Origin of the sequence: Veillonella parvula, assembly GCF_001553335.1 — a bacterium.
GTDB classification, from domain to species: Bacteria; Bacillota; Negativicutes; order Veillonellales; family Veillonellaceae; genus Veillonella; species Veillonella parvula_S.
Genome location: NZ_KQ960798.1, coordinates 1 through 13,642 on the forward strand (window position 1 = coordinate 1; position 13,642 = coordinate 13,642).

Consider the following 13,642-nt stretch of genomic DNA (forward strand, 5'->3'; position numbering starts at 1 on the left):
CTTTCGTTGCCGCACCCGCATAGCGGGTGGTTTTATGATTCGCGACTACGTCTCGAACCAGTCTAAAGACAATAATAAAATGGGGTAGCAACTTTGACAGTTACTACCCTTTTTATTGTCTATTTTTATCAGATAATATGCTAGTATATAAGTCTTTAATTATATTATTCCTAATATAATTTATACCTATTAATCAATATGCGATACATCAATCAATATAAACAAAACTTAATACTGTATCTGATTAATTATTTTTTGTTGACTCTGACACGTTCGATAGTTGGTTGACCGTTAGCGTCTTTTGCAACTGTGTCCACGCGGAACAATGCCATTTCAGGACCAAATTCCGTTACGAGACGTTCATCTACGCTTACACCCTTTTGAATAGCGCGGTATACGATTTGAGCGAATTCATAACGAGTCATCATGCGGTCTCCGCCGAATGTACCGTCAGGATACCCTTCTACCAATCCACGTTCGGAGAGTGCATATACTGCATCATAAGCCCAGTGATTGCTAGGTACATCCGGGAATAATGTAGTGCGATCCGCCTTCATGTTCATGCCTGCCAAGCTATTGATGATGGCAGTCAATTTTTGAATTTGCGCATTTTGTACAGCCACGGTTTTCTTAAGTTCCAACACTTCCTTGCCAACAGCTACACGAGAACGGGATACATTGCTATGAGCGCCGACTTTCACGGAAAGACCGGCATTAACAACGGTTTCACCGTTACCCAATGTGGAGCCGATGCTGAGTTGTACATCCTCATTAGGACGATAGAAAGCACCTAATGCAGCAGCATTACCATCGTGGAAATGACCATAACCGGCTGCGAAATCCCATTTTGCATCAGGATCGAAATCCAATGGATGTAAAGCGGCAAGAGCAGCAGCACCTGCTACACCTCGATTGATTTTTCTATCGAAACGAGAAATATTTTGACCGATATTTGTAATATTATTTTGAATGTTAGTTACATCTTGTTTAATATTGTTAACATCACCTTGGATGTTCGTGATATTCGTTGTGTTATTGTTGATTTGATTAGTAATATCATCAGCCAAGCTAACCTTGTAGTCCTTAACATTGCCGTTTGTCGTAGCATCTACTTTAATGTGATTACCTGCGCTAACAGTTGTTGAACCAACAGAATTTACTTGGTTTTGTAATTGTTTAAGTTGTGCCACGTTAACAGCATCTGTATCTTTGGAACCTGCTGCTACAGACGTGATTTGTCTAGTCACACCATTGTCCACATCGCCGACAGATACTGCAGCACGCGTCGATTTCCATGTAGCGTTCGTTTCAGTGGATGCAGCCTTTTTACTTGGATCATATCCAACTTCACCTTTGTCAACGCCTGCCTTTGCTTCACTAGCGATAGCGGCACCACCTGCTACGGAAACATCTGTATTATGGCCTACGGCTACCGCATCATCGACATTCATCGTTGTGCCGTTATCGCTGGAGCCCATAACAACCGCATGGTTAGCGTTCGTTATGGTACGTTTATCGCCAAGAACAAGCGTTCCTGTAGAGTTAGTTATATTATTTTCCGTACCGATTACGGTTGTATTTTTAACCTTATCCGCTGTATTATCAACACCCATGGAAAGGTTATTGGTGCTTTCATCACCACTAGCACCCGTGATCGTGTTGTTCACACCGATTATGGATGTACGCAATGTATAGTCGGCCTTATTACCACCGCCGAGAGCCATGGTAGCACCGCCGCTCTTAGAGTCTTTAATAGCACCACGCAAGTTATCAGCTAACGCCTTGGCAGAATTACCACCGTCACTTGGAGCCGAAATGGTAGTAATGGAATTTGTAATCTCATTGCCGGCACCCATTACGATGGAACCGTTGGAATTAAATGTTCTATTCGCTGTACCTACGATACTGTTCGCAATACCTGCATACCGGTTAGTAGCAGTTTGCGATTCAATGCTGTTTAATGAACCGGTAATCGTAGCACCAAAATTCTTTAGTGGATTAGCCAAACGGCCACCATTATATTCACTGGACATGATGTTATACACACCTGTATTGGTAGTGAAAGCGCCATTGCTGAAGCTGTTAGCACCGATGGTTGTAGCATATGCATTAAGAGCATAGGTTCTAGTCGTAGCACTATCTACATCGATATCACCCAACTTACCTTTGTAATTATGAGAACCGATCATGGTGCTACCGGTACGTGCAAATGTATTATCACCGATAGCAACACTGCCCACAACCTTTGTTGGATCTGCAGGAATTCTAGCAGATGAGAACCAGCTTCCGCTGAAAGTCGTTTGGCCTAGAGCAAAGCTTGCTTCTACACCACCTGCCATGTTTTCGATTTTTGCATTTTTACCGATGGCAACACTACCGCCTTGGCTCGCATAGTTATTGATATTAGCACCATTACCTACAACAATATCGCCTGTAGCATTACTTGCACCATTGGAATAGCTGATGCCGGCGCCCTTGCCAACAGCCACATTTTCCGTTTTTGGCGCATTGCTTCCTGTACCAATAGCCACACCGCTACCGGAACCCGGATTATTATCAGGTGCCGCATAGGCAATGCAAAGACTAGACATTAATACACCGTTAATTAACAGTGTTAATAAACGTTTCCGTTTGTTCATATCGTTCAATCCCCATTTCATAAACATTAACTTCGTCTCCATCGGCGAAACTTTTATCACAAAATCATGATAATTACATGAATATTATAGCACATTGAAAAAATCTGTAAACGTTTTACATAACTCGTTGCAAAACCTCATAAATATAGGCTAAACCGTTTTAACAAAGAGGACAAAACGTCTAATATAACATATATCATTTATTAATTTTACTTCATAAACTTTCCATATGAATACAAAAAGAGATGGCCAATCTCCTTTGATCAGCCATCTCTTTTTTTTGTGAGAAATGCTATGTCATTTCCTTTTTCTTAGTGAGAAATAGTATTTCATTTCCCTAATAATATGCTATGATACATCGATTATTTTGCTTTTTCAATGCGAGATCCATAGTTATCTCTGTAGTCGTTTTGGTCAACATCGTCTTTATCGTTGATGCGAACACGTTCTACCTTATTGCGATCATTATCGCCGCCGGACACACGATCCACACGGAATCTATCGATATTTCTGATAGATTCGAGTTCGGAACCGAATTCATCAACAGAACGAGCCATGTTTCCATCTGCAGGAGCACCATTCTGTAATGCTCTATAGATGATGGCCGCATATTCATAACGTGTTAACGTACGATCGCCTTTGAATTCTCCATCAGGATAACCTTGTAAGTATCCACGTTCTCCCAATGTCTTAACATATTGATATGCCCAGTGATTTTCAGGAACATCAGGGAATACCATGGCATGACGAGAACCGTTTCCAGGTGCCGGAACTTGACCGGATTCGTAAGCTTCTAATTTCTTAGTCAACATTTCTACTTGTTGTTTCAAGCCCAACACGTCTTTTGCTACGGAAACGCGTGAACGAGATACCGTATTATTTTGACTAAATTTCCAGCTTACCCCTACGTTAAGCATGTTTTCACCGCCACTGAAAGAACCGCCTACGCTGACCATAGTGTCTTCATTAGGACGATAGTATGCACCAATAGCAACGGCATTTGTACCTTTATAGTTACCATAGGAAGCCGCAAAATCCCATTTATCATCAGGATCGAAATCTAGCGGATGTAAACCGGCTAACGCAGCGGCACTAGCACCTACACGATTAATTTGTGTACCTAATTTAGAAACACGACCACTTAAACCATATAGTTGGCTGCCATTTACAGCATCTGTGCTGTTTGCGGAAACTTCACCAGGTGCTACGTTTACAATCTTGTTACCACCGTTGTCTAAACCATCTTTAGTAACGGAAACAGTCTTGCCAGCTGTACCGTTTTCGATGGTCAACCCGTTATTATTTAAGCTGCTATCACCTGTTTTTACAGTTGTAGCATTTACAGTTGTAGTATTAACTGTATTAGCATTTACAGTGTTAAGACCTTGCAAGTCTTTCGCCAAGCGCAATTTCAAGGTATCTGTGCCATCGGAAACAACACCGATATTAGCTTCATCCGTCAATTTACTTTCATCGGAAATGCCACCCTTAACATTAACTTGCGTGTTAAGCTTCTTCTTGATAACGTTACCGCTGTCACCACCGTATTTCATGCCGTCGTCTTTGGTTGCTACTTGGTGAGTCGTACCATCTTCATCTTTATACTTGATGCGAGTGATTTCTTTGTCATCAAGGTTAGGATCTCCTTTTTCAACGGTGATATCAGCACTGCGTCCATCTTTACCGTTTAATCCGATATGACCAATGCCGTCTTTACCGGACATAGATACAGCATCTTTACCGTCTTTACCGGAAATACCTACCTTTCCATCTGTACCGTCAGCACCGTTAGGACCCGTAATGGAAACACCGTCTTGGCCATCTTTGCCGACCTTCACCTTATCAGTAGTTACGCTATCGGTTTTGATGTTTTTCGCCATCTTGATAGTAATGTTACCAACTTGATCAGCTACTGTCTTGATATTTTCACCGGAATATTTATCATCCGCTTCGGTACCTTCGCCTTTAATAGTAACCTTTTGACCTAAATCACGGTGGAACTCGCCTGTATTACCTGCAAAATCCATGCCTTTCTTCGTGATTTCATCACCCATATTGGTAATCTTTTGATTTAAAGAGTCATGAGATGCTTTTAATTGATCTTCCGTGGCAGCTCGGCCGCTAACGATATTCGCAGGATCAAATGTTTTATTTTCCAATCCGGTAACATAGCCGTCTTTACCGTTCACAGCGATTTTACCTGCATCAATCTTACCGTCTTTACCGTCAATTGTTACCTTATCTCCGGCCTTAATGATACCCTTTTCACCATCGATTGCCACTTTACCTGCAGTAATATTACCTTTATTGCCATCGATTGTAACCTTATCGCCGGCCTTGATCGTACCTGTAGTACCATCAAGCGCGATTTGTTTCGTAGGATCTGAACCCAATGTCACTTGATCTTTAAGAGCAACTTCATAGTTCGTGGAACCATTTTGATTTGTAGTTTTTGTAACAATAATATTATTGCCGGCAGTTACGGTAGTAGTCGCAGCTGCAGTTGCATTATCCAATTGAGATTTATTAACTGCATCTTTATCATCAACACCGTCAGCTACATTCGTAATCTTATTGCCCCCATTATTTAAGCCATCTCCTGTTAAGGATACGGTCTTGTTGCCTGTTGGGTCTGCCTTATTGATGGTAATACCGTCTTTATTGACAACGGTCTTGTTGCCTGTATTATCTTCAGTCGTTACACCGTCTGCATTTGTAACGGTTTTGTTACCATTGCCATCTTGGGCCGTTACGCTAGTAACGGTAATATCATCTTTCATAGTGACACGAACAGATGTGCCGTCCACCTTTGTAGAGATATTCTTACCATCGCCAATCACGTCAACATCTTCACCAAGAGCTTTATGAACCTTGTTGCCGTCTTCCGCTTTGATACCGAACCCTTTTGCAATCAATGCATCGCTTTGAGATTTTAATTGACCAAGATTTACTGCATCAGTATCGCTGGTGCCATTGGCAACATTTTGGATTCTTGTGCTGTTAGCATTGATACCATTTGTCGTCATAGAAGGACCGTTATTGATGGTAATACCATTGGTATCTATAGTCGTATTGCCGGTCGTAACGGATTCTAAGCCGGTAAGTTTTTTAGCTAACCGTACTTTCAGATTGTTCATACCGTCAGATACAACACCGATATTGTCATCGGTAGTCAATTTACCTTCATCCGTAATGCCACCAACTACGTTTACTTGTTCATTAAGTTTCTTATTGATGACATTTCCTGTGTCACCACCGTACTTCATGCCGTCATCCAATGTAGCTACGTCATGTTTAGTACCATTCTTTTCTTCCACAACGAGGCGTGTGATGCTAGTGCCGTCAACGCCAGCTTTGCCCTCGCCACCCTTGATGGAGATGCCGTTAGCACCGTCCTTACCGTTCAATCCGATGGAGCCGTCTTTGCCGTTGATCACTACAGCGGAGCCGTCTTTACCGTTAACGCCGATAGATCCGTCTTTGCCATCAGCCCCCTTCTTACCAAGCACTAAGTCGTCGCTTACATTGACTTTATACGGATTATTAGCGGAACCGTCGCCTTCAACGGTTGTGTTTTTACCGTCCACAAGTTTAGTCGCATTGGAGCTGATTTCCTGACGTAATTGAGCAAGGTTGACAGCATCTGTTAAGTCTGTACCCGCCTTTACGTTCTTGATTTGGTTACCGCCATTATTTAGGCCATCTCCTGTTAAAGATACGGTCTTATTACCTGTTGGGTCTGCTTTATTGATGGTAATACCGTCTTTATTAACAACGGTCTTGTTGCCTGCATTATCTTCAGTCGTTACACCGTTTGCATTAGTAACGGTTTTGTTACCATTGCCATCTTGAGCTGTTACGCTGGTCACGGTAATATCGTCTTTCATAGCTACACGAACGGATGTGCCGTCCACCTTTGTAGAGATATTCTTACCATCGCCAATCACGTCAACATCTTCACCAAGAGCTTTATGAACCTTGTTGCCGTCTTCCGCTTTGATGCCGAAGCCTTTTGCAGTCAATGCATCACTTTGAGATTTTAATTGACCGAAGTTAACTGCATCACTGTTATCAGTACCATCAGCTACATTGGTAATCTTCTTACTGCCTGCGTCGATACCGGTCTTAACGATCTTAGGACCGTTGTTAATAGTCACACCATTCGTTGTCATCGTAGTATCGCCGGTTTTAACCGTATTAGCATTCACGGTATTAAGACCATTAAGATCTTTCGCCAATTTTACGGTCATCTTATTATTTGCGGCTTCTGTAACGACACCAATATTATTTTCAGTTAAATTATTTCCGTTCGCACCACCAAGGATAGACATAGCTTGATTGGAACCACGGTGTATCACATTGTTATCAGCCGCCGCGGTAGCACCGATTGTAGAATTATCGGAACCAAAACGTAATGGTAATGTATGGTTATACAATTGACTACCATTGATAGCATCTGTACTTGTGGTACTTACCAAACCTGCTGCTACGTTTTGGATTCGTCTTTCATTGCCTACGGAGCCGACAGTAACTACGCCTGCAGGTGTACCGCCTGCATAGTTATAGGTACCGTTACCTGTGTATGCATCCATGCCTTTTGTACTGGCACCGGCTACTACATAAGCGGATTTACTACCTAAGTATACGGAATTACCCAATGTTGCCGTCACATCGCTACCCAATATTTGAGTATCGGAGAGATTACGTGCTGTATTGGATGTGTCGATGGTATTGTTATTACCTACAATACCGATATTTTTAAGATCTTTGTTGCCACTGTTTTTGGCTTGAATAGTATTCTTGGAACCTGTTACAGAAATACCGAGGATATTGCCTGCATCGCCTTGAGTAGACGCATCAGGATCTCCGGAAACAGTATTATCATTACCGGTGATCATCACATCTTCGATTTTCTTAGGTGTTGTCAATAACGCCATGGATTCCAATTTAACGGTATTACTATTACCGACAAGTCTATTCTTATTACCTTCTAAACGGTTTTGATTACCGAATACACCGGAATTAGTAGCTGTAATAGTAGCTCCAGTCCCTGCCGGATTGTTGCTGTTATCACTACCTACCACATATGTATTGGCACCGGATACGGCACTTCTTGCACCAATTGCAGCGGATGTACTTCCGGATGCTTGTGCTTGTGTACCGATAGCAAGAGCATCATTAGCTAAAGCTTGTGCTGTATCACCTAATGCACTCGCACTCTTACTATTACTTTTAGCATCGCTACCGATAGCAATCGCCTTGCTGTCGGATACGCCTGCGGAATAACCGATGGCAATCGCTTTATCTACCGCATCGCCTTTGTTTTTAATGGATGATGTAGCCAGTGTACCCATAGCAATGGAGCTATTACCTGCGGATTGAGCACCAGCACCGATAGCCATGTTGTATTCATAACCGGTAACGGCAAGTGTTTGTTTTAGACCATTTGCAGCATTGCCGTCAGAATATCCTACACCAAGAGTGATACTGCCCGTACTTTGAGCTTCATTGTTATTACCAATAGCAACGCTTCGTTCGCCTAATGCCTTAATACTCACACCAGCAGCCATGGAATCTACACCGGAAGCCAAATCATTGTTAAAGTTATTATTATTCGATGATTTTACAGAGTAATAATGCGTTTTTGAAGTATCTACCAATTCTTTAACTTGTTTTACGTTAGTAGCATCGGTATCTAATACACCTGGTGCCACATTGCGGACAATAGTACCTTTACCGCTCGTGTTGCGAAGAGTAATGCTATTATCGGCAGGGCCTGTGGTTACGGTATCGTAGAATATCCCGGTATTGCCGGCACCACCAGCTCCGGCATTCGTTACACGAGCCACTGTATCATCAATGGATCTTTTCAATTGTGCTACTGTAACTGCATCTTGATCCGCAGAACCATCGGCTACATTTACGATACGACGCAATGCACCGGTGTCACCTACGGAAACCACATTTCTTGGTTTTGCTTGACCGGTTAAATATCCGGTACCCGTATTCATAGCAGCGGTCGCTACTGAACTATTCCCAAGAGCGATATTGCCATCTTCAGAGCGAGCACCTTGACCGATTGCAACACTGGCAGCACCTGTTGCTCTTGCGTTAAAACCGATTGCGGTAGCGCCATTATCATTAGCACTAGCTTGATAGCCGATAGCTACTGCATCATCAGCCGCTATAGTTTCACTACCAATAGCAGTAGATTGAATTCTAGATACAGGTGCATTATTTTTATTAGCATGATAACCGATGGATACGTTTTTGCCTTCTGATGTATTACCGGTAGAACCTATATTTGTACCGGCTTCGGAACCGATAGCCACATTATGATCACTTTTAACGGCTTTGCCAGTTTTGTAACCGATAGCGATGTTTTGTTGACCATCTATATCATGACCGGCATTGTCACCGATGACAACATGAGAACCTTTAGCCCCCAACAAGTCACCAACCATACCTTTACCGGCATTATTACCGACAACAACAGAGCCTATAGCGGTAGATTCAGCCTTATTACCAATAGCGATACCTGCAACTGCATTAGCTAGTGCTTCAGTACCAATGGCAACGGAATCTGCTTGACCTGCCGAAGCTTTTTTACCCATCGCAACTGCGCCTACATCGCCAGCTTTCGCTTCCGTACCGAGAGATAAGCTGTCTTGTCCGGACGCAACGGTCTCCTTACCGATAGCAACACCGGCTTCACTTTTAACTTTTGTCCCATCACCGATAGCAATCGCACTATTGCTGTTCTTTTCAACAGTAGTAGTGTTACCGATAGCTATGGCATTGTTTGATGCAATAGTTTTAGCATCGGTGCCGATTGCCATGCTATTGCTCACAAGTTGAGTATTAGCACCATCATTGTAAACTGTGGCCCTTTTACCCATAGCGATAGAAGTATTGCCACGTGCATTGGCTTTATCACCAATGGATACGCTGGACTGCCCACCGCCAAGAACGACAACGGAGCTGTTGCCATCAGCTGTCATGCCCGCAAAGGACCCGCTAGTTGCATTATTACCTATAGCAACACTTCTGCTGGCAGTACCGGAAGCTCGAGCATCATTACCGATAGCTAATGAATCCTGAGCACCCGCATAAGACTTAACACCTACAGCAATTGCATCATCACCTAGTGCCTGTGCATCATCACCTGTAGATTTGGCTCTGAAATATTTCATGCCCGGTTTAGTTGGATCTAAACCCAATTTAGTGTTGAGGTCTTCCAATTTATCAATGGCGACTTTATTTTTATCGATATTTGTCTTATTGGTTCCAATTGCAGTCTTATTTGTATTGATAGCATTAGTATTTGCTTGAATATTGGTCTTATTAGTATTAATAGAACCGGTATTAGCTGCAATGGCATTCTTATTAGTATCTATCGCTGCCTTGTTTTTACCAATTTCTGTCTTATTAGTTTCAGTCGCAGTTTTATTTGCAGCAATAGCTGTCTTATTCGTTTCGATCGCTGCTTTATTAGTCCCAATATCTGTCTTATTTTGGGTAATATTTGTTGTAGCTGTTGCCATTTCAGCGGTAGTAGCAACACCTGTCGCAGCAACGGTAATCGTATTAGTTGCAGCATCCTTAGTTACAGAAATGTTAGGGCCGGCAACAATTTTATCACCGTCATTAATCGTTTCCGCCTGAACACCGCAGATTCCTCCCATGAGGAACATACCTACCAACAACGCTCTGCTTAAGCCTTTAGCTGAAGTCGAAATAGACTTTAATAGAGGGTTGCCATTCGCCTTACCCCCATTTTTTGCTAATTCTGACACTACTTCATATTGACCTTTTGTGCGATTATACACGACCTTATAGACTCGATTCATTACATCACTCCTATTTTAACAACATAATAATTTGAAACACACTAAAAACTTTTAATTATACATTTATAACATACACTAATGATAATCAGGTTCATACTACCATTATTTTTTATCGAAATCAATACTTTTTTCATCTTGTTTTCACAATTAATTTAGAGTAATCAAACATTTGTGACAAATACCTATGCCTTTTGATTCATAAAGTACTCTGTTACAACTTGGTTCGGTGATTTAAAGTTTAAGACTTTCTGTGCAATGTTGTTATATCTATTAACATATCGACTATGTGCTTTTAGAAAACTCTCCATACTATTAAACTTACGAGAATAGAATCTTTCACCATCAATTCGATGACTGCGCTCTACTTTTCCATTCTGCCACGGAGAAAATGGCCTTGTCGTCTTATGCTCTAATAACGTCACTAATACGTTATCTGTTTTATCCTTTGTTCCACGAACAGTATCTAATTCCCAATGACCAAATTCTTTACGAGTTTCAATTGTAGCATCACGAAGTTCTATGGATTGCCCCAGTTCGCGCTTATGTTTTCTGACAATGGATTTTCTCATAGAACGACGTACTACCAAAGGCAGATCAATGGCTTTTACCCCAAGTAAACCTTGATGAAGATAGTTATATAAAGTTTTTGTACAAACCATTTCATTACGTGCAAATATACACTGACGATTAGCATATCCGACAACAGCATCAAAAGACCAATGTTCTTTAAATACTTTTTCTTCAACCCAAAGTATGAAGGACTCTATGGAACCTAACTTCATTGTATTAAATGAGCCAAGACGTTGTTGTTCATATGTTAATTGCCCTGAATCTGCTACATATACAATACAGACTTTACCTTGTCGAATTTGGACAACTGAACCACGTTTTAGTTCTGTATAAATAGTGGTTCTAGAGCGTCCTAATACGGTTGCAATAGCGGTAACAGAATCACCTGCGGCGATTCTCTTTTCTACATAAAAGCGTTCTTCAAGGTTTAAGTGTTTGTTTGTACGTAATGTCGTGTTATGATTAGTATAGCCCATAGTGATTACCTCGGTTAGATTATGTTTGGTCACTTAAATCATGACACAAGGTTCACTATGGACTTTTTATGTGTTCAATTTCATTCTACAATTAAGCTATTGCTTTTATCTAAAAATAAATATAGATTCTTATGCGGCTTTTATCAAAATAATAAATATATATATACTAATCTATCAATCAACGTGCACCGTATGGTGACGGCGCACATTTTCCAACATATTCGCACGAACCGATGCTTTTGCATCCAACCGATGGTTACCACCGAACCACGCTGTATCGACGCCTGCTAGACGGAACATAATTTTTCCGTACGGACTGCCGTGCTTATGCTCCGGCTTGTTATAGCCCATGTCCACGGAAATCCTCGGCGTGAGCTGCAACTCCGTACCGATGCGCAAGCCATGCTTATCCTCACTACGCCGCAACTGCCAACGATAGGCTTCCATGTACACGCGCGCCCAACGAGCATTCTTAAAGCTAGTCCCATATTCCGCAGTATATCCGTTAGACACATTTTCCAAGCGTGACGCACCATCAAAGGAACGCTCGCCAGATACACCGCGATACCAGTTCACACGGAATGCACCGATGCCCGATACATACTCCAACCCGACGCTCATACGACCGTGATTACCTCTAAACCGATGATCATAAAACAGATTGCCGCCGTAATAGTGTTCATCGTTCGCTGCAACTCGGCGATAGCCGATGCCCACATTCGCCATCGTTCCTGTATCCGCTGCATTCGCCAATCGCTCCTGAGTAAACCAAACATGGCGAGATGTCTCATCATAATGACCTAGTGGCTGCAAGGTTTCTACACCGTACAAGGGCTTCCAATTTTTCTGAAAGCGCAATGACAAAACGGTTCGCTGCATCCACGGCTTCGCCTTCGACCCATGCATCGCAGAATGAACACCAGCCATAACCACCGCCTGTAACGCAGAGTTAACCGCATCCGTGTCGGAATAACGGGTCGTCTTTTTGTCCGTGGATTCTGGCATTTCTAATCCGCCCTGCCCGATGACATGATTCGGTGTATGAGACGAATTAACATGGAATGTATCTGAGTCGTCAGATAATACGGTCTTACTTTCACTATGAACTTGTTTTACCGTAGTCCCCTGCATTGGCTGCTCTGCTTTATTTACCTGCTCCCCCAATATGGGCATAACGAACATGCAAAGAGCACTCATCAACACGATTATATATTTCATTACACACTCTTACATACAAACACACTTCTCATTATGCACTTAATTACGTACTTATTTATGTACATAATACTTAATTACACACGATTACACACGTCGATGACTCATGATTTTATCATGAACAAAACATGAAATTATTTCTATTTTATATAAATATATAGAGGATTGTCAATGCAAATACAATATGCTACATTCATACAAAATATCCATACAATATAATCATTACAATCCATAATATTATTTTATATACATAAATAAATTTCATTTTATTTATATATAAGTTCTTCTTAAATATTTATAACAAGTGTATAATTAAGATGTATAAATAGCATTTAATGAATTCTTAAAAGGAGAATTACGATGAAGAACAAATTATTACCAATGGGCATTATAGCCTTAATCATCGCCGTAGTCATCTTGCTGATCATTCCAGATCCATCAGCGAACAACGTAGAAATCGCAAAACATGCGACCAGTGCACAACAAGCGGCTCAAGCCATTTCCAAGAATAACCAGACATCCATTCTTATCCACACCATCGGTATGTTCTGTCTCGGCCTCGGCATTGCATCGACCGTAGGCGGTATTATCGTGAAATTTATCAAGAAAGATAACTAAAATCTCATACAGAGCCTAAAAAGGGCTGTAATTGAAATGCAGTTATATCGCATTCAATTACAGCCTTTTCTGTCTATTCTTCCAATGACTACTTTCACACAAACACACTAAAACCAAAACACAAAAAGCTGTACACACATAATCGATTTTTGAACCACCTTTGATGTTACATTCGTTTTGACATCAAAGCCGTTCAGTCTAATCTATGTATGTACAGCTTTTATGATTATTTATATGTAGTTATTATAATAATGTATTTCATCTCAATTTGACG

At 41.5% G+C, this 13,642-nt stretch carries 5 protein-coding genes; 1 reads left to right on the forward strand and 4 read right to left on the reverse strand.

The window, feature by feature from the left end; translation table 11 throughout:
• Window positions 1-248: 248 nt before the first annotated feature.
• The 4 genes from HMPREF1865_RS06190 to HMPREF1865_RS06205 all read right to left on the reverse strand — a co-directional run bounded on the left by HMPREF1865_RS06190 (window position 249) and on the right by HMPREF1865_RS06205 (window position 12,753).
• Window positions 249-2,639, reverse strand: coding sequence for an S-layer homology domain-containing protein (locus HMPREF1865_RS06190; RefSeq protein ID WP_060919608.1), 2,391 nt, complete (start codon window positions 2,637-2,639; stop codon window positions 249-251).
• A 362-nt stretch (window positions 2,640-3,001) separates the two neighbouring features.
• Window positions 3,002-10,489, reverse strand: a complete 7,488-nt coding sequence (locus HMPREF1865_RS06195) for a YadA-like family protein (RefSeq protein WP_060919554.1) — start codon at window positions 10,487-10,489, stop codon at window positions 3,002-3,004.
• Between the two features lie 182 nt (window positions 10,490-10,671).
• The gene (locus HMPREF1865_RS06200) at window positions 10,672-11,535 is read right to left on the reverse strand and encodes an IS30 family transposase (protein WP_081094609.1); all 864 of its coding nucleotides are present in this window, start codon (window positions 11,533-11,535) and stop codon (window positions 10,672-10,674) included.
• Between the two features lie 174 nt (window positions 11,536-11,709).
• A complete protein-coding gene (locus HMPREF1865_RS06205) occupies window positions 11,710-12,753 on the reverse strand; it encodes an inverse autotransporter beta domain-containing protein (protein ID WP_060919555.1) in 1,044 nt (347 codons plus the stop codon).
• Between the two features lie 357 nt (window positions 12,754-13,110).
• Between HMPREF1865_RS06205 and HMPREF1865_RS06210 the strand changes: the two genes are divergently transcribed.
• Window positions 13,111-13,368 carry a hypothetical protein gene (locus HMPREF1865_RS06210; protein ID WP_060919556.1) on the forward strand — a complete coding sequence of 86 codons (258 nt, stop codon included), beginning with the start codon at window positions 13,111-13,113 and terminating at the stop codon, window positions 13,366-13,368.
• The last annotated feature ends 274 nt before the right edge of the window (window positions 13,369-13,642 follow it).

Coding starts and splice junctions, on each gene's coding strand:
- HMPREF1865_RS06195 (WP_060919554.1), bottom strand. CDS start 10,489: ATGAATCGAGTCTATAAGGTCGTGTATAATCGCACAAAAGGTCAATAT.
- HMPREF1865_RS06200 (WP_081094609.1), bottom strand. CDS start 11,535: ATGGGCTATACTAATCATAACACGACATTACGTACAAACAAACACTTA.
- HMPREF1865_RS06205 (WP_060919555.1), bottom strand. CDS start 12,753: ATGAAATATATAATCGTGTTGATGAGTGCTCTTTGCATGTTCGTTATG.
- HMPREF1865_RS06190 (WP_060919608.1), bottom strand. CDS start 2,639: ATGAACAAACGGAAACGTTTATTAACACTGTTAATTAACGGTGTATTA.
- HMPREF1865_RS06210 (WP_060919556.1), top strand. CDS start 13,111: ATGAAGAACAAATTATTACCAATGGGCATTATAGCCTTAATCATCGCC.